The organism is Enterobacter cloacae complex sp. 402C9, from assembly GCF_050030745.1.
GTDB lineage: Bacteria > Pseudomonadota > Gammaproteobacteria > Enterobacterales > Enterobacteriaceae > Enterobacter > Enterobacter intestinihominis.
This window is the reverse complement of sequence record NZ_JBLGUW010000001.1, coordinates 1,258,071-1,280,321: the sequence shown is the minus strand read 5'-3', so window position 1 is coordinate 1,280,321 and position 22,251 is coordinate 1,258,071. Positions and strand designations below refer to the sequence as shown.

The 22,251-nt window shown below is 50.8% G+C and carries 23 protein-coding genes; 11 read left to right on the top strand and 12 right to left on the bottom strand.

Annotated elements, in window-relative coordinates; genetic code table 11:
• Positions 1 to 2 precede the first annotated feature (2 nt).
• From sitA to betT, 4 genes are all read right to left on the bottom strand, one after another.
• Positions 3 to 914, bottom strand: a complete 912-nt coding sequence (gene sitA, locus ACQG1K_RS06070; RefSeq protein ID WP_032624705.1) for an iron/manganese ABC transporter substrate-binding protein SitA — start codon at positions 912 to 914, stop codon at positions 3 to 5.
• 211 nt (positions 915 to 1,125) lie between these two features.
• Complete coding sequence (nadS, locus tag ACQG1K_RS06065) at positions 1,126 to 1,410, bottom strand: NadS family protein (RefSeq protein WP_003858821.1); 285 nt, start codon at positions 1,408 to 1,410, stop codon at positions 1,126 to 1,128.
• A gap of 2 nt (positions 1,411 to 1,412) precedes the next feature.
• Positions 1,413 to 1,799 (bottom strand): type II toxin-antitoxin system RelE/ParE family toxin, encoded by a 387-nt coding sequence (locus tag ACQG1K_RS06060; protein WP_032610190.1) that lies wholly within the window; start codon positions 1,797 to 1,799, stop codon positions 1,413 to 1,415.
• A gap of 138 nt (positions 1,800 to 1,937) precedes the next feature.
• Complete coding sequence (gene betT / locus ACQG1K_RS06055; RefSeq protein ID WP_023305649.1) at positions 1,938 to 3,971, bottom strand: choline BCCT transporter BetT; 2,034 nt, start codon at positions 3,969 to 3,971, stop codon at positions 1,938 to 1,940.
• Between the two features lie 128 nt (positions 3,972 to 4,099).
• Between betT and betI the strand changes: the two genes are divergently transcribed.
• The 3 genes from betI to betA are packed head-to-tail and all read left to right on the top strand — an operon-like array spanning position 4,100 to position 7,851.
• Complete coding sequence (gene betI, locus ACQG1K_RS06050; RefSeq protein WP_003858827.1) at positions 4,100 to 4,687, top strand: transcriptional regulator BetI; 588 nt, start codon at positions 4,100 to 4,102, stop codon at positions 4,685 to 4,687.
• Between the two features lie 13 nt (positions 4,688 to 4,700).
• The gene (gene betB, locus ACQG1K_RS06045) at positions 4,701 to 6,173 is read left to right on the top strand and encodes a betaine-aldehyde dehydrogenase (RefSeq protein ID WP_154848948.1); all 1,473 of its coding nucleotides are present in this window, start codon (positions 4,701 to 4,703) and stop codon (positions 6,171 to 6,173) included.
• A gap of 13 nt (positions 6,174 to 6,186) precedes the next feature.
• Positions 6,187 to 7,851, top strand: coding sequence for a choline dehydrogenase (gene betA / locus ACQG1K_RS06040; RefSeq protein WP_426720902.1), 1,665 nt, complete (start codon positions 6,187 to 6,189; stop codon positions 7,849 to 7,851).
• Between the two features lie 40 nt (positions 7,852 to 7,891).
• On the opposite strand, the gene ACQG1K_RS06035 is transcribed toward betA, so the two are convergent.
• Entirely contained in the window at positions 7,892 to 8,344 is a 453-nt protein-coding gene (locus ACQG1K_RS06035; protein WP_045623213.1) for an SgcJ/EcaC family oxidoreductase, read from the bottom strand.
• A gap of 694 nt (positions 8,345 to 9,038) precedes the next feature.
• On the opposite strand from ACQG1K_RS06035, the gene brnQ reads away from it, so the two are divergent.
• The 4 genes from brnQ to ACQG1K_RS06015 all read left to right on the top strand — a co-directional run bounded on the left by brnQ (position 9,039) and on the right by ACQG1K_RS06015 (position 12,586).
• Positions 9,039 to 10,343 (top strand): branched-chain amino acid transport system II carrier protein, encoded by a 1,305-nt coding sequence (gene brnQ, locus ACQG1K_RS06030; protein WP_063201115.1) that lies wholly within the window; start codon positions 9,039 to 9,041, stop codon positions 10,341 to 10,343.
• A 41-nt stretch (positions 10,344 to 10,384) separates the two neighbouring features.
• Complete coding sequence (locus ACQG1K_RS06025) at positions 10,385 to 10,807, top strand: DUF2000 domain-containing protein (protein WP_063139120.1); 423 nt, start codon at positions 10,385 to 10,387, stop codon at positions 10,805 to 10,807.
• A gap of 744 nt (positions 10,808 to 11,551) precedes the next feature.
• Positions 11,552 to 11,917, top strand: a complete 366-nt coding sequence (locus ACQG1K_RS06020) for a hypothetical protein (RefSeq protein WP_124304280.1) — start codon at positions 11,552 to 11,554, stop codon at positions 11,915 to 11,917.
• Positions 11,918 to 12,241: 324 nt separating this feature from the next.
• Entirely contained in the window at positions 12,242 to 12,586 is a 345-nt protein-coding gene (locus ACQG1K_RS06015; protein ID WP_367075374.1) for a hypothetical protein, read from the top strand.
• 90 nt (positions 12,587 to 12,676) lie between these two features.
• On the opposite strand, the gene ACQG1K_RS06010 is transcribed toward ACQG1K_RS06015, so the two are convergent.
• The 7 genes from ACQG1K_RS06010 to ACQG1K_RS05980 all read right to left on the bottom strand — a co-directional run bounded on the left by ACQG1K_RS06010 (position 12,677) and on the right by ACQG1K_RS05980 (position 19,776).
• Positions 12,677 to 13,630, bottom strand: coding sequence for a fimbrial protein (locus ACQG1K_RS06010; protein ID WP_426720904.1), 954 nt, complete (start codon positions 13,628 to 13,630; stop codon positions 12,677 to 12,679).
• A 238-nt stretch (positions 13,631 to 13,868) separates the two neighbouring features.
• A complete protein-coding gene (locus ACQG1K_RS06005) occupies positions 13,869 to 14,405 on the bottom strand; it encodes a LuxR family transcriptional regulator (RefSeq protein ID WP_063201127.1) in 537 nt (178 codons plus the stop codon).
• A gap of 26 nt (positions 14,406 to 14,431) precedes the next feature.
• Complete coding sequence (locus ACQG1K_RS06000; RefSeq protein ID WP_367075370.1) at positions 14,432 to 16,915, bottom strand: fimbria/pilus outer membrane usher protein; 2,484 nt, start codon at positions 16,913 to 16,915, stop codon at positions 14,432 to 14,434.
• A 19-nt stretch (positions 16,916 to 16,934) separates the two neighbouring features.
• On the bottom strand, positions 16,935 to 17,633 hold the full coding sequence (locus ACQG1K_RS05995; RefSeq protein ID WP_063201133.1) for a fimbrial biogenesis chaperone: 699 nt from the start codon (positions 17,631 to 17,633) through the stop codon (positions 16,935 to 16,937).
• A gap of 108 nt (positions 17,634 to 17,741) precedes the next feature.
• Positions 17,742 to 18,290 carry a fimbrial protein gene (locus ACQG1K_RS05990; RefSeq protein WP_063201136.1) on the bottom strand — a complete coding sequence of 183 codons (549 nt, stop codon included), beginning with the start codon at positions 18,288 to 18,290 and terminating at the stop codon, positions 17,742 to 17,744.
• A gap of 42 nt (positions 18,291 to 18,332) precedes the next feature.
• Entirely contained in the window at positions 18,333 to 18,710 is a 378-nt protein-coding gene (locus ACQG1K_RS05985) for a helix-turn-helix domain-containing protein (RefSeq protein WP_058688354.1), read from the bottom strand.
• 709 nt (positions 18,711 to 19,419) lie between these two features.
• Positions 19,420 to 19,776 (bottom strand): hypothetical protein, encoded by a 357-nt coding sequence (locus ACQG1K_RS05980; protein WP_063201141.1) that lies wholly within the window; start codon positions 19,774 to 19,776, stop codon positions 19,420 to 19,422.
• Between the two features lie 222 nt (positions 19,777 to 19,998).
• Between ACQG1K_RS05980 and ACQG1K_RS05975 the strand changes: the two genes are divergently transcribed.
• The 4 genes from ACQG1K_RS05975 to ACQG1K_RS05960 all read left to right on the top strand — a co-directional run bounded on the left by ACQG1K_RS05975 (position 19,999) and on the right by ACQG1K_RS05960 (position 22,250).
• A complete protein-coding gene (locus ACQG1K_RS05975) occupies positions 19,999 to 20,667 on the top strand; it encodes a helix-turn-helix transcriptional regulator (RefSeq protein ID WP_063201144.1) in 669 nt (222 codons plus the stop codon).
• Positions 20,657 to 21,460: a PhzF family phenazine biosynthesis protein gene (locus ACQG1K_RS05970; protein ID WP_063201147.1), complete on the top strand. Its 804-nt coding sequence runs from the start codon at positions 20,657 to 20,659 to the stop codon at positions 21,458 to 21,460. The genes ACQG1K_RS05975 and ACQG1K_RS05970 overlap by 11 nt, the downstream gene beginning before the upstream one ends.
• Before the next feature lie 113 nt (positions 21,461 to 21,573).
• Complete coding sequence (locus tag ACQG1K_RS05965; protein ID WP_063201150.1) at positions 21,574 to 21,912, top strand: DMT family transporter; 339 nt, start codon at positions 21,574 to 21,576, stop codon at positions 21,910 to 21,912.
• A gap of 14 nt (positions 21,913 to 21,926) precedes the next feature.
• Positions 21,927 to 22,250 (top strand): DMT family transporter, encoded by a 324-nt coding sequence (locus tag ACQG1K_RS05960; protein WP_045623300.1) that lies wholly within the window; start codon positions 21,927 to 21,929, stop codon positions 22,248 to 22,250.
• Position 22,251: the final 1 nt, after the last annotated feature.

Here is a 22,251-nt window from a genome sequence, read left to right as displayed (position 1 = left end):
GGTTACTCCTTCATCCCATCGCGGATGCCCTGCACCAGCGTGCGGGTGGTGACGTTCAGCAGATCGATATAGGTTGGCACCGGGCCGTTTTCTGCGCTCAGAGAGTCGACGTACAGCACGCCGCCGTAATGGGCGCCGGTTTCCCGCGCCACCTGACGAGCGGGCTTATCCGAGACGGTGCTTTCGCTGAACACCGCCGGAATGTGATGTTTTTTCACCAGATCGATAACCTTGCGCACCTGCTGCGGCGTGCCCTGCTGATCGGCGTTGATCGGCCACAGGTACAGCTCTTTCAGGCCCAAATCCCGCGCCAGATAGGAGAACGCCCCTTCGCTGGTCACCATCCATCGCTTGTCTTCCGGGATCGCCGTGACCTGCTTGCGCAGCGGTTCAAGGGTAGCGGTAATCTTCTGCTTGTAGGCGTCGGCGTTACGCTGATAGGTCTGCGCGTTGGCCGGATCGTACTTCACCAGCGCGTCGCGGATGTTATCGACGTAAATCAGGGCGTTGTCCGGCGACATCCACGCATGCGGGTTGGGCTTGCCGTTATAGGGCCCTTCGCTGATGCCCATCGGGGTGATGCCTTTGGTAACAATCACCTCCGGCACGCCGTTCAGATGCTGATAAAAGCGCTGGAACCACAGCTCCAGATTCATGCCGTTCGCCAGGATCAGCTGCGCCTTCTGCGCGCGTTTGATATCGCCCGGGGTGGGCTGGTATTCGTGAATTTCCGCGCCCGGTTTGGTGATGGAAGTGACCTCTGCGGCATCCCCCGCTACGTTTTTCGCCATATCAGCGATAACGGTAAAAGTGGTGATGACCTGGAACTTTTCAGCCGCCAGCGCGCCGGTTGTGGTCGCGGTCATAAGCAGCGCGCCGAGCAACAGACGCTTCAATCCTTGCCGTGGATGCATCGCAGAAGTCTCCTGAGGTGATTAAATTAAAAGCAAAATTAGCCCGTGCTATAAGGTATAGCACAGGCTATATTTAAATGAAAATAATTATCATTAAAGTTGTGTCAACGGAGGGAGAGCCTGATGGCGCTTCGCTTATCAGGCCTACGGTAAAGCAGTTTTGGAGTTTTGTAGGCCGGGTAAGCGCAGCGCCACCCGGCATAAGGGCGACTCACTGCCCGGCAAGTGCCTTATAAAATGCAGGATTCTCCCGAATCACATTAAGTACCTTCGCCGCCAGCCCGGTTGGGTTGCGACGTTTAGACTCCCAGCTCTTTATCGTATCGACGCTCGTGCCAAGCGCCTTCGCCATTTCGCTTTGCGTGATATTGAGCTGCTCTCTGATGGCGCGCACATCAGCAACTTCATAGCGGGTTACCCGGGAAGCGGCTTTTCTTCCGTTATGGATCTCAACGGCCTCTTCAAGCGAAGATTTTAATTCATTAAAAATACTCATTATCAGCCTCCACCTGCCTGATTAGGGTACATAGTACACCTCAAATTTACGGCACTGGAAGCAGTATTTTTCAGAATGGAAGTCAGCTTTTTAAGTTCTGCTTTCTCTGTCTCTGTCAGGCTGTCCTTTATGCATTTTGGATAGGCCATAATGAAATAGATCACCTCCTCTGTGGCAAGAAAGTAAATCACTCTGATCCCCCCTCTCTTTCCCTTTGAGCCTGCCGCCATCCTTATTTTACGTAAACCCCCCGTCTGCTGGATCAGGTCACCTTTATCAGGCCAGGCAATAAGTTCCTTTTGCAGATCCTTTAATTCATCATCCGTAGCAATGCTTTTAATCTGTCGGGTAAAGAGTGATGTTTCGATAAACTCTATCGCATGACTCATCCATAGTTCCTTCCCTAAACGCAGCAAAAGCCCGAATGCTTCAGCATCAGGCTCTTGCTGCATGGTTACTCTTCCTTGAGTAATGCTGCGCCAAATAACTGTATTTATATACAGTCTGAAGGTATTTTAAGAATCCGTTTAGACATCCGGGAACATCACGCTATTCCCCGGCGCTTCCCTGTGGAGATGGATAAAGTTCAGGTGCCGTTCATACTGGTCCAGAATATCCGTAATTACCTGCTCCTTGCTGTAATCCATCAAATCATTCCCCTGGCTCCCTTCCAGCAGGAAGGTCTCCAGCCGGTAGTAGGTCGATTTCCCGCTGCGCGCCCGGTAGGTAAAGCCGGGCACCGAATACTGCTGCGGCCAGATCTGATAAACAAAGTTCTGCTCGTCGCCCATGTGCACCAGCAGATCCAGGTGCCCCAGGGTTTCGCCCTCTTCAGGTGGCAGGTTTTTCAGCTCCACGTAGGCGCCACGCAGCTTCAGCTCCTGCGCCACCTCTTCCATCGCCGGGAAGCAGACCGTCTCCATCATCTGGCTGGTGTAGCGCGTGCCCGGGTAGTTCATCAGGCGCGACAGGCGTTTCTTCCAGCTCAACCTGTCCTGCGCGCCCATCGGCCGCGGCGCGGTGTCGCGGCTGGCGCTGACGCGGCGGTAGTCTTCCACCTTGAGCGATTTATACAGCCCGGCCATCACGAAGAAGATCACGAAGCTGAACGGCAGACCCATGATCACCGTGGTGTTCTGCAGCGCCGAAATGCCGTTGGTCATCAGCATCCCGAGCGTCAGCAGGCCGATGGCGACGGACCAGAAGATGCGCAGCCAGTTCGGCGCATCGCTGTTGATGTCCTTCAGCTTTGAGGTGAAGTTCCCCAGCACCAGCGCGCCGGAGTCCGCCGAGGTGACGTAGAACAACAGGCCGGTAATGGTTGCTACGGACGCGCTAAAAGTAAACGCCGGGTACTGCGCCAGCAGGCTGTAGAAGCCGCGCTCCGGGTGCACCATCGCTTCCTGCGCGAAGGTCGCATTGCCGTGGATAATTTCGTGCAGCGCGCTGTTGCCGAAAATCGACAGCCACAGCAGGGTGAAGGTGAACGGGATGATCAGGGTGCCCATCACGAACTGACGGATGGTGCGCCCACGCGAAATGCGCGCCAGGAACAGGCCGACAAACGGCGACCAGGCCACCCACCACGCCCAGAAGAAGAGCGTCCAGTTGTTCATCCACTCCACCGGGCGGTCAAAGGCGAAGCTGTTCAGCGTCATGCCCATAAAGCGGTTCACGTAATCACCTACGTTGAGCACTAGGGCGTTGAGCAGGAACGAGGTGTCGCCCATAAACAGCACGAACAGGATCAGCCCCAGCGCCAGCGCGACGTTCAGCTCGGAGAGCACGCGAATACCTTTATCCACGCCGGAGGTCACCGAGATGGTAGCGATGATCACCGACAGCGCAATTAGCGCCGCCTTCGCCGCCATCGAATCCGGGATGTCAAACAGCACGCTCAGCCCGTAGTTAAGCTGCACTACGCCAATCCCGAGCGTGGTGGCGATGCCGAAGATGGTGCCGATCACCGCCGCGATATCGACGCTGTGGCCAATCGGACCGTTGATCTTTTTCCCGAAAATCGGGTACAGCGCGGAGCGGATGGTAAGGGGCAAATTATAACGATAGCTAAAGTATCCGAGCGCCATGCCCATCAGGGCATACATTGACCAGCCCGTCAGGCCGTAGTGGAACAGCGTCCAGACCATCGCCTGACGCGCGGCCTCCATCGTCTGCCCTGCCCCTTCCGGCGGCTGCATATATTGCGTGACCGGTTCCGCCACGGAGAAGAACATCAGGTCGATGCCAATGCCCGCGGCAAACAGCATCGCGGCCCAACTCAGCAGGCTGAACTCGGGCTTGGACTGCTCCGGCCCAAGCTTCACCGAACCGAAGCGCGAGCAGGCAATGCAGACGACGAAGACGATATAGAGCGTCGCCGCCAGAAGGTAGTACCAGCCGAAGGTCTTCGACACCCAGTTCAGGGTGCGCCCAATCCACTCGGCAGAAAAATCACGAAAGAAGATGGTCGTCAGGGAAAACAACAAAATCAGCCCGGCGGACGTATAAAAAACGACCGGGTTGATTTTGTCTTTTTCTCTGTCTTGTGAAAGGTCTGTCATCCAGTATCCCCACTGTTTTTGTAACTATTAAAATCCAAAATCGCAACAATTAAGACACATTTTATATTGAACGTCCAATCAAAAACCGCTTTAATAGATTACCAACGCTGATGAATGGAGTGGCAAAAATGCCCAAAGTGGGGATGCAGCCGATCCGGCGCAGGCAGCTCATCGATGCCACGCTGGAAGCAATTAATGAAGTGGGAATGCATGACGCAACCATCGCGCAAATCGCCCGTCGGGCGGGCGTGTCCACGGGCATCATCAGCCACTATTTCAAAGATAAAAACGGTCTGCTGGAAGCAACCATGCGCGACATCACCGGTCAGTTACGCGATGCGGTATTAAGCCGTTTACGCGCCCTGCCGGACGGCAGTGCAGAGCAGCGTTTGCAGGCGATTGTCGGCGGCAATTTTGATGAAACCCAGGTCAGCGGCGCGGCGATGAAGGCCTGGCTGGCCTTCTGGGCCAGCAGCATGCATCAGCCGATGCTCTATCGTTTGCAGCAGGTCAGCAGCCGCCGGTTGCTCTCAAATCTGGTGTACGAATTCCGCCGCGAACTGCCGCGTGAACAGGCTGAAGAGGCGGGCTACGGGCTCGCCGCACTGATTGACGGGCTGTGGCTTCGCGCCGCGCTCAGCGGCAAACCGCTGGATAAAACCCTGGCCCAGTCGCTCACCAGCCACTTTATCAGCCAGCATTTACCGACCGATTAACCGAGGAGAATTTATGTCCCGAATGGCAGAACAGCAGCTTTATATCAATGGTGGTTATACATCCGCCACCAGCGGTCGCACCTTCGAGACCATCAACCCGGCCAACGGTGAAGTTCTGGCGAGCGTGCAGGCCGCCGGGCGTGAAGACGTGGACCGCGCCGTGGATAGCGCACAGCGCGGGCAAAAAATCTGGGCGGCAATGACCGCCATGGAGCGCTCGCGCATCCTGCGTCGCGCCGTCGATATCCTGCGCGAGCGCAACGACGAGCTGGCAAAGCTGGAAACCCTCGACACCGGTAAAGCGTTTTCTGAAACCTCGACCGTCGACATCGTCACCGGCGCGGACGTGCTGGAGTACTACGCGGGGCTGATCCCGGCACTGGAAGGCAGCCAGATCCCGCTGCGCGAGACCTCCTTCGTCTATACCCGCCGCGAGCCGCTGGGCGTGGTGGCGGGCATCGGCGCGTGGAACTATCCGATCCAGATCGCCCTGTGGAAATCCGCCCCGGCGCTGGCGGCGGGCAACGCGATGATCTTCAAGCCGAGCGAAGTAACGCCGCTTACCGCCCTGAAACTGGCGGAAATTTACACCGAAGCGGGCGTGCCGGACGGCGTGTTTAACGTTCTGCCGGGTGTGGGCGCGGAAACCGGCCAGTACCTGACCGAGCATCCGGGCATCGCCAAAGTCTCCTTTACCGGCGGCGTCGCCAGCGGCAAAAAGGTGATGGCGAACTCGGCGGCCTCGTCCCTGAAAGAGGTGACGATGGAGCTGGGCGGTAAATCCCCGCTGATAGTGTTTGACGATGCGGATCTGGATCTCGCGGCAGATATCGCCATGATGGCCAACTTCTTCAGCTCCGGTCAGGTGTGCACCAACGGCACCCGCGTGTTCGTGCCCGCGAAGTTCAAAGCCGCGTTTGAGCAAAAAATCGTTGAGCGCGTGGGCCGCATCCGCGCGGGCGACCTGTTCGATGAAAACACTAACTTCGGCCCGATGGTCAGCTTCCCGCACCGCGACAGCGTGATGCGCTACATCGCCAAAGGCAAAGAGGAAGGTGCGCGCGTGCTGTGCGGCGGCGACGTGCTGAAGGGCGACGGGTTTGATAACGGCGCGTGGGTAGCCCCGACCGTGTTCACCGACTGCACCGACGAGATGACCATCGTGCGCGAAGAGATCTTCGGCCCGGTGATGTCCATTCTTTCCTATGACACTGACGAAGAGGCCATTCGCCGCGCCAATGACACCGACTACGGTCTGGCGGCGGGCATTGTCACCGCCGATCTGAACCGCGCCCACGGCGCTATTCATCAGCTCGAAGCGGGCATCTGCTGGATCAACACCTGGGGCGAATCCGCCGCGGAGATGCCGGTGGGCGGCTACAAACACTCCGGCATTGGCCGCGAGAACGGCGTCATGACGCTTCAGAGTTACACCCAGGTGAAGTCCATCCAGGTTGAGATGGGTAAATTCCAGTCCATATTTTAACCGGGAGGTTTATTTGCAATTTGACTACATCATTATCGGGGCCGGCTCTGCCGGCAACGTTCTGGCAACACGACTGACTGAAGATCCGAACACCACCGTCCTGCTGCTTGAGGCGGGCGGGCCGGACTACCGCTTTGACTTCCGCACCCAGATGCCTGCCGCGCTGGCCTTCCCGTTGCAGGGCAAGCGCTACAACTGGGCGTATGAAACCGAGCCAGAGCCTTTCATGAACAACCGCCGCATGGAGTGCGGACGCGGAAAAGGGCTGGGCGGCTCGTCGCTGATCAACGGCATGTGCTACGTGCGCGGCAACGCAATGGATCTGGACAACTGGGCGAAAGAACCGGGTCTGGAGCACTGGAGCTATCTCAACTGCCTGCCCTACTACCGCAAGGCAGAGACCCGCGACGTGGGGCCGAACGACTACCACGGCGGCGACGGTCCGGTGAGCGTCACCACCTCTAAGCCGGGCGTGAACCCGCTGTTTGAAGCGATGGTGGAGGCAGGCGTGCAGGCGGGCTACCCGCGCACCGACGATCTCAACGGCTATCAGCAGGAAGGCTTTGGCCCGATGGATCGCACGGTCACGCCGCAGGGCCGACGCGCCAGCACCGCGCGCGGCTATCTGGATCAGGCCAAACCGCGCCCGAATCTGACCATCCGCACCCACGCCATGACCGATCACATTATCTTTGACGGCAAGCGCGCGGTGGGCGTCGAGTGGCTGGAAGGCGAAAGCACCATTCCGTCAAAAGCGACAGCGAAGAAAGAGGTACTGTTGTGCGCGGGCGCTATTGCGTCTCCGCAGATCCTCCAGCGCTCCGGCGTGGGCAACGCTGAACTGCTGAAGCAGTTTGATATCCCGCTGGTACATGATTTACCCGGCGTGGGGGAAAACTTGCAGGATCACCTGGAGATGTACCTTCAGTATGAATGCAAAGAGCCCGTTTCCCTCTACCCTGCCCTGCAGTGGTGGAACCAGCCGAAGATTGGCGCGGAGTGGCTGTTTGGCGGCACAGGCGTGGGCGCGAGCAACCACTTCGAAGCGGGCGGGTTTATCCGCAGCCGCGAGGAGTTCGAGTGGCCGAATATTCAGTATCACTTCCTGCCGGTAGCGATTAACTACAACGGCTCGAACGCGGTGAAAGAACACGGTTTCCAGTGCCACGTCGGCTCCATGCGCTCGCCGAGCCGCGGGCACGTACGGATTAAGTCCCGCGACCCGCATCAGCATCCGGCGATCCTGTTCAACTATATGTCCCACGAGCAGGACTGGCAGGAGTTCCGCGACGCGATCCGCATCACCCGTGAGATCATGCACCAGCCCGCGCTGGACAAATACCGTGGGCGCGAAATCAGCCCGGGCGTCGAATGCCAGACCGACGAACAGCTGGACGAGTTCGTGCGTAGCCACGCCGAAACCGCCTTCCATCCGTGCGGCACCTGCAAGATGGGCTACGACGACATGGCGGTGGTCGATGGCGAAGGCCGCGTTCACGGGCTGGAAGGGTTACGCGTGGTAGATGCGTCGATTATGCCGCAAATTATCACTGGCAACCTGAACGCCACCACCATCATGATTGGTGAGAAGATTGCCGACGCCATTCGCGGGCGCGAGCCGCTGGCGAAGAGCACGGCGGCGTATTATGTGGCGGATGGGGCGCCGGTTCGCCGTTAAGACGTTACCCCTCTCCCCAACCAGGAGAGGGGTGCAGGGTTTACCCTTCTGGCATCGCAGAAGAGTGGTGCGATGAGATTTTCCACGCTTTTCCGTCCCATGCGTAGGTAAAGGTATAGCGTGCGGTTACGGATGTTTTATCCGCGAAAGTAAAAGTGTATGTCCCGGTATCAATGGCTTTATTACAGCCGAGACGAATGGTGCGGCTGTCAATTTTACCGAACGGCTTCTTCTTCAGAAAATCCTCGAAGTAATCCACACGCTCCTTATCCGTCAGCCTGACCTGGTTTGATATTGTCGGCAGCAATACCGCATCGCTCAGGTAATTATCCGCCACTTTATGGGCATCGCCTGTCTGAAGCGATGCATTCCATTTATCGAAGAGCGCTTCAATCTGCTGATTGTCAGCTTTTACGCACTCTGGTGCAGTGGCAGCAAAGGCAGAAGCAGAGGCTAGTCCGAGGAGGGCAGTAAGAGAGATTAACGTTTTCATTGACCATTTTCCTTATGTGGTTTTTCCTGAGGGCGCACTATCCTTTTTATTCCACTACGTGACAATATCAATTACTTATCATTACGCTTTTTACATAAAGATAAACAAGGTGAAATGATATACAAACAAGTAAAACACACCCAACAAAAATGCTAATATACAATAAGTTACAATGAAAACTTTATTTACATAAGAATTTACTGCTTCGCTGAAAACGCACAGGTGCAAGCATAATCCCTCAGACCTCTCTTGAGAAATCCCTTTTTTTTCATACAAATATGCGTTTTTTGAATCATTTTGTTACGGTTAATTTCAAAAACAAATAAAAGTTGAAAATACAACTTTTTGTTTAGTGGATATCATTGCCTCCCGATCGTAAATCTTCACCGAGAGGACAGCAGTATGCTGAACAGACAGTTATCCCTTAACGTTGCCCTAATTGCCCTGAGCCTCATGCTCAGCGGATGCGTCATTAGAGATCATCATTCTTCCGATCATCATCATCCGGACCATCGCCCATGGCACCATGAACCTTCGCATGCCCACGGCTGGCATAATCATCATGGGGATCACCATCAAGAGCACCACTGAGCCTCACGTTCGCCCCGGTCCGGACTGTTTCAGAATGTGCTTTATACTTAACCGCACTCTCGTTCCTGGCGCTTTACGGCAAAGAACTGATGAAGACAACAACATGACTACTTTTCGCGTCAGAGACATTTTTATTCTGGGCTTTCTCAACTTTGCTCTGTTTGTCGGGGCGGGTAATATCATCTTTCCGCCGTTGATCGGGCTACAGGCAGGCACATCCGTCTGGTTTGCGGCAATGGGTTTTCTGTTGACGGGCGTCGGATTGCCGGTGATTACCGCCATTGCCATGGCGAAAGCGGGCGGTTCGCTGTCGGCCATCACCCGTCCCACCGGGCGCATCTGCGGTATGGCATTGACTCTTGCCTGTTATCTTTGTATCGGTCCGATCTTTGCTATTCCACGTACCGCCACCGTCTCTTACGAACTGGCATTGCAGCATTATCATGTGAATAAAAGCGGGTTGCCCCTGTGGAGCTTAATCTTTTTTAGCCTGGTGATTCTGGTGTCCCTCTATCCCGGACGTCTTCTCGATACCGTAGGGAAATTTTTATCACCCTTGAAAATCATTGCCCTGCTGGTCCTGACGGTCACGGCCGTGCTCATCCCGGCAGGAGCGCCAATGCCACCCCAGGGACTGTACGCAACCTCCCCCTTTTCTCAGGGGATCACTAACGGTTATCTGACGATGGATACGCTGGCGGCTCTGGTCTTTGGGCTGGTGATTGTCAGGGCAATTCAGTCCAGGGGCGTGACCTCCCCACGTCTTATCACCCGCTACGCGCTATACTCCGGTCTGATTGCGGGTGTGGGGCTGGTCGTCGTTTATGCAGGCTTGTTCCGTCTGGGGCTAAGCAGCAGCGGGCTGATTGAGGGCGCAACGAACGGAGCACAGGTCCTCAGCGCCTATGTGCATTTTAGCTACGGGGCTGCCGGAGATATTTTTCTGGGCGTGCTGATGACCCTTGCCTGCCTGGTCACCGCGATCGGTCTGACATCGGCCTGCGGCTCCTGGTTTAGCGATCACACCCGCTTCAGCTATCGCACCTGCATCTGGTTTTTTGCCATCGTCTCAATGCTGATCTCCAACATTGGGCTTACCCAACTGATTAATCTGTCAGTGCCGGTCCTGACGGCAATTTACCCGGTATTCGTGGTGCTCATCCTGACATTTTTCTTTCGTGAAAAATTCCATTCCACGACCCTGGTCATTATCCCCGCCGCGTTCGTTACCTTCCTGTTCGGTCTGGCAGAGGCGCTCAACTCTTCAGGCGGTCCACGGTGGCTGGCCTCGCTCACCGCCAGCATGCCGCTGCATAATCAGGGGCTGGCCTGGCTGCTTCCCGCCGCCAGCATAGTTTTCGTCATGTCCATTATTGACCATGTCCGGTATAAACGAGAATCTCGCTAGCAGGCTATGCGGGGTGAGTAAGTTGCCATTGAGGGATCGCGATGTTTGAAGACAATCAAAAAAAACTCTATATCGTTGTTAACCGTATGATGGAGCCGGCTTTACTTTTGAATGCCACCGCCCACCTCGCAGCTGGGATCATGCGTAAAGCGGATGACGCGCTCTTTCATGACTATTCGAATGAAGAAAGCGGTTTACAGGCCTATCTTAGCCATTATCCGGTTGTCATCCTTCAGGCAAAAAACAGCAATCAGCTCAAAACAGCGCTGCTAAAATGTCAGGGCGCGGACATAACGTTTAACTACTTCAGCACGACGATGCTTGGCGCGTCGTCTGAAGCCCAGATTCAGGCGACGAAAGAAACCTCTCTGGAGTCTCTGGAGTTTATAGCCATTGCGCTTTACGGGGATACCGAACGAATGTTGCCCGTCACGAAAAAATTCTCCGTCTTTAAAATGGTATAACCCCGCAAAAAAAATATTTGAGCCGCGCACGTTGTCTCATGCCAGGCATACCGCCTGGCGCTTCTCGTTCTTGTTTTTCCACTCAAAAGCCCTTTCCAGAGCAAACAGCTGCCAGACACGTCGCGTCACAAGAAGGTGCGCTGGATCACAACAACCACACCATTAGTTTAATTTACAACAAAATGTTGATATTATTTATTTAGGCGATAGACAGGTATGGGACTCATCCTTATCAGCGCGCTGGTTATTAACTTACTTTTAACAAAAATAACCTATTGAATATATTTATTTTTTTACATGAAGCAATTAGACGTAAGCCATGATCAAAAACCTTTTCATATTTTTTATTGTATTTCTCGTTTTAGCTCTCTCACTTGAAATCTTTTTTATCGAAAAACACCACATCAATTATTTCCGTGATGGGGTAAGAAACGTTGAGGAGGTATTATCCCTGTGGGAAGAGCATTAAATAAAAAGGGAGGAACCAGACAATACTTACTTAACTTAAAACTAAGGGTGATTTTTTTTGCGCAGAATGTAAAATTTACTTCCGACCTGTCTCAATCGTAAATATTAGTATTATTAACCATTTTAAAGTAAAGCATTGTGTAAGTATTTGACATAACATCTTTTAGATGCTTACCCGTGCTTATTCTATATATAGGCAATATCTATTATGTACTTATCACAGAGAACGATAGACTGTTTTAAGGGAGTATATTCTTTGTAAAAAAAGGTAGATGAGTGGAAACAACAAAATTATGGATTTCATTAGGCACTATTGTCAGCCCTATTACTGGAACGTTTTTCACCAAGATAATTACGCAATATAACCATAAATACCTGCTCTGGTATAATGGAGAATATCTTATCAAACCCGGTGATAACATTAAGGTTAACAAAAACGGAATTGTTATATCAGAAAAATTACGGAAGATTAATATAATACAAATTGACAAGTATAGCCCGACGCTCTGGCGAGTCATGCACAACATGTCCAGCTGCCCTGGCGATAAAGAACCTGAAAATTCATTTTGTACATCCTCCGTCCGCTGTATTTTCAAAACCTGCCCTTACGGTAAGAAACGGAGAAACGCATGTAAACGCTGAGAATGAGATTCCAAGAGCCTCTATAATCGGAGGCCTTTACTGCCCCGGCAGAATACCGCTCTGTCATTCGATGATATTTAGTCAAAAAAACTCAGTCATTACCGACAGAATAATCCCCGTCCTCTCCTTGCATCTCTCTCTTCAAACCACATATACCAGCATGGAATAGTAACAATAATAACAAAATGGCTATTTTTATCTGAAAATGCTCGTTATAAAAAAGAAACAAAGCCATCAGATCACAAATTGCCCTCCCTGTTCACCTCCTCTAAAATACGTCAGCAGAAACATTTCATTATTAAAATAGATTAAGAGGCATCGACAATGCGTCTGGCATCATATGCTATTGCGTTACTATTCATCACTTCACGGACGGGCTGTAAACCGGAAAATGGAAAGGCTTTTGTTGGAAATTGGATTGAGGAAACAAATTCAAAGATCCCGGCTAAAATTTCTATAGCAGACATGAAATCAGGGCAACGTCATTTCTATGCGGTAAAAATAACCGATCTCATATGGGATAAAGAAACGGGCGTCCATTACAACACGAAAAAAATCAATGCCATGCTGGATAAGGAAAACTTCCTGTGGGCGAATAATGGGGATAACTTCATCATTTTTGACGATCATCTTATGTACAACGGAGATCGCTACAAACGCGTTCAGTAGTACGGTTGTGTTTAAAACGCTGGAATGCCCCCCATCCGCGACAGCCCACATCGCAAATGAGGGGGCTAAAGGGCAGGAAATATCAGAACACTACAGATAATTTAAAGTGTAAACCACCTTTCCCGTTATGTTACCTGCCACAACAGAATCTTCGGTCTGAATAATACGCGCCGATAATGGAATGACATATGACGTTTCTCCCGTTGTAGGTAACGTTCCGGTTATTGCACTATCACTGATTTTTATAAGGTTAGTTCCTGCGCTGTCAGGTAGACCCTGGCTGAGCTGTATCCCTACCCCTTGTGCAGCATCTGTTGCTGACGTGTCCGTAGCGATGATGCCGTTATCAGCATCAATAACGCCGCTGACGGAAGTAAAAGAAACAGTCCAGGGGTTAGGCGTCAAGGCTCCTGTGGTTATGCCTGAAGCGTTTTCCGACCAGACATTTCCACTCGTTGCATTTCCAACTGCCCTGGTACAGTTCGTTAAAACAATACTGGCGGGCACCCACGGGCTGCTAGATCCTTTACTCTTAAACCTCGTTTGCGACCAGTTCCCCAATGGGACGGTATAATCAGGTGTCGTACAGGTTGAAGTATTAATCTGAATGCTGCCAGTAAAAGAGTAAGTTGCAATTTTTACATAATTCTCTGTTTGCTTCCCAAGACTTATCGAAACCGCTGGCAAATTCGTAGCATCAAGGAGTCCTGGGGTGATATCGCCCGTTTTTATAAGTGTTATATCAAAGGCGTTAGTACTATAAGGATTATCTACTGTACAATTTATATCATCACCACTGAGACATATAATTTCTTCATAAGGCCATATGACTTTTGAACCATTCCATATACTAATACCCACTCCAGGAATACCCGTTTCGTATACTGTTGTATAGACCCTTCCAGAATACCCTGACACTGGTTGAGGGGTATAATCAATCTGTCGTTTAACTCTAAAATAACCGTTAGTACTTGCACAGGTTACCTTGTAGGGGCTTAGTCCCGAGCGGTAAGTTTGCCTGTATATTTCAGAACCTACGGGCATATCCTGTCCAACCGATATAATCTGATGTATTAAGGGTATTTGAACTGTTTGTTACTGTTGTAACATGCTTGTATTACTCGTATTCAACACACATGTGGCAAAGGTTGAAAATGGATACAAAAGCAAAACAGTTAACATAAGCCTGTACATATCACCACCTACTTCCTTTATACAATAATGCCCATTTAACTACTCCTGCATCGTTACGCTTATTACGCAAGGCCGTTACCCTCTTCATTTAACTAAAATGATTGCGATACGTTTGATAGGTGACCCCCACCTTAAAAAGCTCGGCATCGGATTTAATGCAAAGCTTATCCATCAGGCGCCTCTTATAGGTACTGATCGTTTTAATCGATAAACCATAATATCTTGACATGCTATGAGGAGATAATCCGAGCATAAACCATGACATCACCCTTAACTCCTGTTTCGAAAGCCTCATGGTTTTCCTTGCCCGAACAAGATTCGTCCTTCTCTCATGATGTCGAATTGTACCCTGAACCAGAAAACTCTGTATTTCACTGGCATTAAATCTGGTCGTAAAATAATCCAACTGTTTATCAAGGCAAAAAGCCCTGACCAGAGGCTCCATGTCAGGCCCGGCCATTATCATATTCTGGCTATCTGCCGTACGCATCCACGCTACAATTTCATCTGAACGGATTTTGCGTAGTCCATATTTTTCCGCTAAAAGCGGATGGGAGGAGAGCAATTCCACCATTGCTGAAAATAAAAACTCATTATCAGTAAATACACAGACTAAAACTTTCATTAGCTTCCTGACGTTTTTACGTCGTATTAATTACAAATTGAATCGAAGATGAGCAATTTTTTTCCCGATGTGGACGGAAGTGAATACTTCATTTTGCAGCGTGACCCTTCGCCTTCAGCCCAGCGTAGCTCCAGTATCCCACTTTGCTGCGCCAGACGGGCATACAGGCGGCCCCCCTGCCCCACATACCCCACGATATTATTGCTGGCATCTGTCGCACGAGCAGAAAAAGGCACACCCTCACCGTTACTCCTGCGTACTTTTATCAGTACCGGTACGCCCTCAGTGGCGCGATATTTCACTTTCACTACGGCGCCAGCGTATGGGATCACTTGCTTGCTGGTGCTGTCGAGATCGAGATCATCCTCTACCGAGGTGGTATCTATCGATACGGCATTTTTCTGATAGGGCATCAGGTTTGGTACCAACGCATAGCCCAATCCATCCACGCGCGTTCCGGCATAGCCGGGAATTTCAGCACCTTCCGCACCCTTCGCCTCAACCAGCGCAAAGGTGTTGCCTGTCCAGGGTGAGAAAGTGACCCCGCCGGAATGCGCGACGGCCGTACCGCTCACCCCCACTGAGCCACTCTTCCATGCTTTCCCCTGAGCATAGTTTGCTGTAAGGGTAGAAACTGGCCCGGTCCAGCTCCCGCCTATTTGCCCGGAATCCCCTGAGTGATACTGATGCGACGCCCCGGCATTCCAGCTGAACTGCTGTCGCTCGCCGGCGCTGCCGGAAAGCGCAACCTGCTCGCTGAAATGTCCTTGCCCGTCTCGCGACACCTGCCCGGTAAGCAGCGGTGTGCTGGCGCTACCCAAAGGCATGTTAAAACTCAACGTCCAGATATTCTGAAATTCTCCCCCCGCCGAGCGGCTTCGGTTGACACCCAGGCTCCAGTTCACCCTGCCCGTTGTCAGGGTATAGCCCGCCTGATACTGCTGGTCATAGCCTTTCCGCCCCCAGTAGTCCTGAAGAATGCCCGTCACATAAAGCTGTCCCCACTTGTCAGGCAGCCCCTGGTTGAGGGTCAGCGTCACCCGGTTACGGGTTCTACCGGTTTGACCGTCTGTTATCTCATCAGGCCGCTGCTGATGTAGCAGGGTGGCATCCATCAGAGAAAGATAATTCCCCGTTGAGTATCGCCAGGTGGCCAGTGAAAACTGCGTCCGGCTTGCGGGAATATATTTGCTGTAGCTCAGCCTGATGCTTTCTCCCCGGAGTGTTTTTTCTCTTAGCCGGGTTTGCGACCATGTGGTATCGAGAGACACTGCTCCGACAGGTGTTCCCACAGCAAGGCCTGCCTGCATAGCCTGATAAAATGACGTGGCTTGAATGCCCCCAGAACCGGTGACGCTATTTGTCAGCCCCCGCTGATACGTCACTTCACTAAATGCCGGGCGCTCGCTGAGATAGTCTCCCCTCAGCCTGCCCGCCGTCGCGCTGTAACGGCTTGCTCCCGGGCGGAGCAGCTGTGCAACCGATGCATAGGGGACGTCAAAAAAATGCTGCGATCCGTCAGCCTCCAGCACCGTAACGTTCAGATCGCCGCCATACCCGCTCGGATAGAGATCGTTGATAACAAATGCCCCGGGCGATACTGTTGTTTCATAAATGACTTTTCCGTTCTGACGGATCGTCACTTTCGCGCTGGTTTGCGCGACCCCGCGGATCTCCGGCGCATAGCCCCGACGCGAAGCGGGCAGCATCCGGTCATCACTGGCTACCGATGCGCCGGTAAATGACACGGAGTCAAATAACTGTCCGGAGGTGTTTGATTCACCCAGAATCAGGTTCCCTTCAATCCTCGCCAGCGGATGCTGGACGTAGCTGTTAAGCACCGTATATTTTTTCTGCTGCGTACCATTCTGCTGCTGCCAGCTTAACGTCCCGTTATGCCGAAAATACCAGGCACCGATATTCAGCCCGCCGTTCAGCGCCGCGTAGAGGTTGTTATATTCCCCACTGCTATTTTCGCTGCGATAGCCATTCACGTTATACCCCAGCAGCAGCGCGGGGATCCCAGCATCCCAGAGCACCGGGCTCACGCTGCCGCGTGCGACATGCTGCAACATGGCCTGGGGGATACTGACATCAAGGCGCTGTCTGCCTCCGTTAAATTTCAGCTGGCTTTCTGGCAGGACGGCCTGGAGATCGCACCACTGCCCGGCATTACTGGCGCACAGCCTGCTTTTTTTTAACTGCAATCCTGTGACGGTCGCCTGCGATAGCAAAATGCGCTGAGAGCGGGCATCTTTTCCGCTGATGCGAATATCATCGATCATGACAAGCTTATCGTTCAGATAGATATCGGCCCGGTATCTGCCGGCAGGCATCGCATTATTCATATAAGCCGAGAGATCAACGTTTTCAGGATGGGAGATGCGCAAAAAATTACTGTCAAACTGTATGTCATCATCAGCATGAACTCCGAAAGCGTAAAACAGTGCAGAGAAAACCCCATAAGCCACGGTTGAAAGCGCAGGCCATACCGATAATCCCTTTTTCATAGCATTCCAGTCCTGTGAATTAATTATTCAAGCGACCTCTTGCGGAACGTTCAGCTCCATAATCGTTGATGTACGTCCAGGTTATGTCGCCATTAGATGACAGAGAAGATCCGCGTTTAACCGTGAAATTTTTTTTACCGTAAGCGGGCACTAAATCCCCCATAGCCTTCCAGCGGCCGGAAACTACCCCGGCAAGGGATACGTTCCATGGGGTATTATTTACCGCTTCAAGCTGTGTGGAGGATATTCGTCTCCAGGTGAGTTGCTGCGCTGCTGACTCCGGTTGCCCTGCGAGTCCTTCCGGCCGATAAAATAATTTAATGCGCGTACGGAAAGCCATCTGAAGTTTATTTTCCGCCGTTTTATTGACGGCAGGAATTTCCAGCACGTTTACCCAAAAAACAGATTCCTTATCCCGCGGCAGCATGTTCTCCAGAACAGAAATGCGCAACGTTTGCCCCTGTTCAGGATTAATTCTGGCAATGGGTGGCGTAATGACAAAAGGTATATTCAGTATATCGGGTGACGCATGAATATTTCCGTCATCAATCCAGTTTTGAGTCAATACCGGTTGGGGACCGTGATTTTTAATCTCCAGCGAAATCTCTTTTTTACCCTGCGGATAAATTACTCGCGTTCCGGAAAGCGAGACAGCGGCCACAGTGAGATGGCTAAAAAAACAGAGTGATATAAACGTACAGAAAATTTTAAATTTCATACTGCTCCATTTTGGAAAAAAACGGCCTGATTCCTCAGGCCGACGACAGACCTCAAGAAGAACACTCTCCCTGTTTAATTATTGTTATATCCGTATCGAGCAAAAAGATTAGAGATAAATAATACTGTACGTCACTGAGCTGGCTACTGCACCGGATGTCGCCGCACCGGTAGCATAATAACGGACGGCATAATTCAGCGTACCAGTACCGGACGAGGCATCCACTGTAGTTCCGGAGGTAGACTGTGAAGCATAATCACCGGCAACAATAACGGAGCTGTTGTCATCCACATCAAGGAGCTCCAGCTCAACGTTTGTCGCCCCGGCAGTATTCGAGTTATTTAAACGTCCGGTACTGTTAACCTGTCCCCCTGCTTCAAAGTATGCGCGGGTTTTGGTATTTGCTGCATCACAGCCCGTTAAATTAATCGTAAATGTGGTTGCCCCCGCTGTCGCTCCTGCCGCACTTAATGCTGATGTTGGTACGGCGGGCAATGTTACTGTCGCATCTGCATTACCGTTATTTACCACCGCCGCACAGGTTTCACTGTTCACCGAACCGGTAAAGGTGATCGTACCTGAACTGGCCGCATGGGCGAGCGTACCAGTGAAAACAAAAGAGCATAACGCCAGAAATACTTTAATATATTCAGACATATGTATATATCTCATCTAAAAGAGTTAACATCTTAAAAATTATTAATATGCATCATCATTAATATCGGATTGCGTAATAAAGAAAACCTTTACTTTTTCCAGTGAATAGGTCTTACCTTTATTCGACTGAATAAATTCGTAAGGAATACCTAGCGTAAACAGACTCAGTTTAAGCTGGCCAATTGCATGCCAAAGTTGTCTGCTGGATGACTTAAGGCCATATTTTTCCCATACCTGATGTAATAATTCATCACGGCTGACCTCTTTTCGAACAGCATGTTCAAGAAGATAAGCAAAGAGATTCATCTTTGTCTTCTGAAAGCGCATCCTTCCCTTTTGAGGCACCTGCGGATTGTCGAACCATCCGACCAGCAATGTTTCCCGATTTATCCAGAGACGGGACCCATTATTAAATTCCACAATATACCCGCTATACGCAGCCTGACAGGCGACAAGTTCCTTATTCTTTTCTATACCTACACCTCCCTGATAATGACTTCAGGATTAATACCATTGGCAATGTGAGGTTATATTGTGTTTAGTAACGATAAATGTGTCAATCAGTGAAAAAGCCAACCTCTTTAACCACACAAAATGCAAAAAAGTAGTTAAAAAGACTATTTACGACCACCAATGCAAATTAAAAAACCACTCCCATCTATAATTCCACAGTTTATAAATGATAATGTTGAATTGTAATAACCATTCAGTTTGTGAGTTTTTTTGTCTAAAAATTTATTCTTTTTAGAGTTTTATGCCAGAAACGCAAATGAGCCTCAGCACTCAGGATCTTTAATAAATTTTTGTCAGGGTAAGGGCTTTGTATTTTTCGTAGCTTTCACAACGAAAACAGACGGCTTCAAGCAGAAAATATGCGGAAGAGTTGATAAGCATAGTTAATGATGCAAAACATAATGACGGTGAAGACCAGGCCTCGCTCCGTCCACTTGCCCCATTCAGTGTTTTTTTTACGATCAACGTTCATATAACCCCCTTGACGACAGCCAGTAGAACTACACTATCAACGTAAAGCTAGATAATCAACTTTTTGTTGAAATTAGGGGGTATGATTGCAAGCAGGATCAAGGCGTCCCTGTCCTGCGCCTCGCATGTTTTTCGTTCTGGTTGATCATCTGCTGACACAATGGGCTATGACACGGGCAAGATCTTCATTGGCCTGTTTCGAACCGGAGATAAGCGTAATATCCAGAAAGTTTGCCCCGGTGGTATGATACATATCGACCTGGGCAATCAGCCTGTGCTCTCTGGAGATATCAAAAAAGTTAGGCGTATCGCGTTCCGGGGAGATGTATTCCACTTCGTAGCCTTCAGCGTCAAGCGTGCTTCGCATACAGTGATACCGTCCCTCCAGTCCGGGATGCGCTGAAACGGTAAATGGTTTATAGGTGGTAGCATCGCCAAAAGGGCGTACCAGCTGGCATGCCGTCAGGAGTGTTATAGCCACAATCACAGTCAAAAATTTCATTTTATTCCTTAAATATTATACTGTTACGTTATTTTTAATCACATTGCATGACATAAAATCTACGCGCCCCCGCCCCTTTTATCAACTTTTTGTTGATAATTAAACATTATCAATATACTTTAACGCTACCAGGACTCTCGCCAGGGCAGAAAAGGCCAGCTAAAGAATGTAAGCGAGGTTTTATACAGGACCTTTGTCCATGCCGAACATAAAGGAAAAACGATGAAATCAGATTACGCCAAACAGATTGAACTGATTTCCGGGCCGCTGGAAGCGGCAATGGAAGCACTCGCAGGTACGTTGTCAGCGAACCAGGAGATAGTCCTGCATAACCTCACCACGCCAGAGCAGTCCGTGGTAAAAATCATTAACGGGCACGTCAGCGGCAGAAAAGCGGGCGACAATCTTTTATCTGGTCCTGAAAAAGACAAAGGATTCGCTCTGCTGCTTAAAAACAATAAGGACAGCACCCCGGTTACGGTTAAAAATTATAAAACCACTACGGCGTCCGGACGGATCCTGAACAGCGCCTCGACAATTTACTACAGCGAGGAAGGGGTACCGTTGATGGCTTTTTGCATCAATATCGATACCTTTCCTTATGAGCAAATGCGCAAGTGCCTCGACGCAATAACAGGCAGCCCGCTTGCCGATTCAGACCCGCAGGATATGAACCTGGGCGGCATCATTGAGCAGTCAATCCAGGAAATCATCGATAAACATTCGGTTCCGGGCAAAAAGGTACAGAAAGCGCAGCGGCTTAAAATAGTCGCTGAAATGCACGCTAAAGGCATTTTCAAAATGCGGGGCGGCGTCCAGCACGCGGCGCAGGCCCTGGGCGTAACCCGCTATACGGTGTATAACGATCTTGAGGTGATGGGTGAAAAATAACAGTTCCCGGCGCATTCCGTTTTACCAGGTTGACGCCTTTTCTGACGGTCCTTTTACGGGTAATCCCGCCGCCGTCTGCCTGCTGGACGCCTGGCCGGAACAAAAAGTACTCCAGCGTATCGCGACGGAAAACAACCTTTCCGAGACCGCATTTGTGGTTCAACAGGATGGCGGCTTCGCGCTTCGCTGGTTCACCCCTGCAGTGGAAGTGGATCTCTGCGGCCATGCGACGCTTGCTGCCGCGAGCGTTCTCTTAAGCCGTGACGACGCCTGCGAATGCGTGCATTTTTTCACCCGCAGCGGCGAACTGACCGTGACCTCGCATGGTGAGCAATATACGCTCGATTTCCCCCAGGTGCTCCCATCCCGAATTGCCGCGCCGGAAGGATTGCTTAAGGCCCTGGGTCTGGAGGAAAACGACGTAGAAGTCTGGCAGGCGTCCGACCTTATTGTCGTCATCGATGATGAAGACAAGCTGGATGCCCTGAAGCCTGATTTCAACGCGCTGGCAAGGTTTAACACACGCGGCGTGGTGGTGACTGCGTCCTCAAGCACTTTTGATTTTCGCTCCCGCTGGTTCGGCCCGCAGGTGGGGGTAAATGAAGATCCGGTGACAGGTTCGGCTCATACCTTTCTGGCACCGCTTTGGAGTGAAAAACTGTCGAAAAAGAGATTACACGCGCAACAGGGCGGGAGCCGTAAAGGCGAACTGATTTGCTTTGTTAAAGATAACGGACGTATCGAACTTTCGGGCAAAGCGTGCCTGATGATTGAAGGAGTCTTTATTCTGTAAGCACAAGGATGTGTTGCGTAAACGTGAGCGGAATTGTTCAGTCGGGTTACGACTCTGCATTATTATACTAATAAACACGCTTTATATTTTATTAAATATTGTGAGATTTATTAATGACGTTAACGAAAAGCTTTGCTGCACTCATGGTTGCAGTATCCATTGAAGTTATCGCCACAACCTTGTTATCGCTATCAAACAGTTTTCAGCGCCCCGTTGTGGGACTGTCAGCGATAATAAGCTATGGCATAAGTTATTATTTTTTATCGATTGCATTACGCCGAATTCATCTCGGCGTGGCCTATGCTATCTGGTCAGCGGTCGGCTTATTCAGCATTACCGTTATACAATCCCGCTTTTTTGACTATATTGTATCGCAGAGGGCATGGCTGGGTTTGGGGATGGTTATCGCTGGAACAATCACACTCAACCTGGCGATCAAGCAATACAAATAACACCGTAATAAAACATGTATATCATACTGAACTGCCTTTGTTGGCTGATTATTTCTGTCACCATGGAAGTCACTGGCACGCTATTACTCCCTGAGACCAGACATTTTAAAAATATTCCATTAACAATTCATTGCCTGATTTGCTACGTTATTTCTTTTTATTCTTTATCAATGCTTATGGGATATATTTTGCCAGTCATTGCTTACTCCATCTGGGCGGGGCTGGGGATTGTACTGATTACCGTGATGAGCAGCTTATTTTATCGATTAAAAAGCAGCATTCTGGAAAAGATCGGGATTGGCTGCATCGTGACCGGGCTGGCGATCATCGCCTTTTAAC

Bases quoted from the DNA above. Each gene is read 5' to 3' on its own strand.
- ACQG1K_RS05995 (WP_063201133.1), bottom strand. From the start codon at position 17,633: ATGAAATTTAAAATTTTCTGTACGTTTATATCACTCTGTTTTTTTAGC.
- ACQG1K_RS06015 (WP_367075374.1), top strand. From the start codon at position 12,242: ATGCGTCTGGCATCATATGCTATTGCGTTACTATTCATCACTTCACGG.
- ACQG1K_RS06000 (WP_367075370.1), bottom strand. From the start codon at position 16,915: ATGAAAAAGGGATTATCGGTATGGCCTGCGCTTTCAACCGTGGCTTAT.
- ACQG1K_RS05975 (WP_063201144.1), top strand. From the start codon at position 19,999: ATGAAATCAGATTACGCCAAACAGATTGAACTGATTTCCGGGCCGCTG.
- ACQG1K_RS06005 (WP_063201127.1), bottom strand. From the start codon at position 14,405: ATGAAAGTTTTAGTCTGTGTATTTACTGATAATGAGTTTTTATTTTCA.
- nadS (WP_003858821.1), bottom strand. From the start codon at position 1,410: ATGAGTATTTTTAATGAATTAAAATCTTCGCTTGAAGAGGCCGTTGAG.
- ACQG1K_RS05980 (WP_063201141.1), bottom strand. From the start codon at position 19,776: ATGAAATTTTTGACTGTGATTGTGGCTATAACACTCCTGACGGCATGC.
- ACQG1K_RS06025 (WP_063139120.1), top strand. From the start codon at position 10,385: ATGTTTGAAGACAATCAAAAAAAACTCTATATCGTTGTTAACCGTATG.
- ACQG1K_RS05990 (WP_063201136.1), bottom strand. From the start codon at position 18,290: ATGTCTGAATATATTAAAGTATTTCTGGCGTTATGCTCTTTTGTTTTC.
- ACQG1K_RS06035 (WP_045623213.1), bottom strand. From the start codon at position 8,344: ATGAAAACGTTAATCTCTCTTACTGCCCTCCTCGGACTAGCCTCTGCT.
- ACQG1K_RS05965 (WP_063201150.1), top strand. From the start codon at position 21,574: ATGACGTTAACGAAAAGCTTTGCTGCACTCATGGTTGCAGTATCCATT.
- betT (WP_023305649.1), bottom strand. From the start codon at position 3,971: ATGACAGACCTTTCACAAGACAGAGAAAAAGACAAAATCAACCCGGTC.
- brnQ (WP_063201115.1), top strand. From the start codon at position 9,039: ATGACTACTTTTCGCGTCAGAGACATTTTTATTCTGGGCTTTCTCAAC.
- betI (WP_003858827.1), top strand. From the start codon at position 4,100: ATGCCCAAAGTGGGGATGCAGCCGATCCGGCGCAGGCAGCTCATCGAT.
- ACQG1K_RS05960 (WP_045623300.1), top strand. From the start codon at position 21,927: ATGTATATCATACTGAACTGCCTTTGTTGGCTGATTATTTCTGTCACC.
- sitA (WP_032624705.1), bottom strand. From the start codon at position 914: ATGCATCCACGGCAAGGATTGAAGCGTCTGTTGCTCGGCGCGCTGCTT.
- betB (WP_154848948.1), top strand. From the start codon at position 4,701: ATGTCCCGAATGGCAGAACAGCAGCTTTATATCAATGGTGGTTATACA.
- ACQG1K_RS06010 (WP_426720904.1), bottom strand. From the start codon at position 13,630: ATGCCCGTAGGTTCTGAAATATACAGGCAAACTTACCGCTCGGGACTA.
- ACQG1K_RS06060 (WP_032610190.1), bottom strand. From the start codon at position 1,799: ATGAGTCATGCGATAGAGTTTATCGAAACATCACTCTTTACCCGACAG.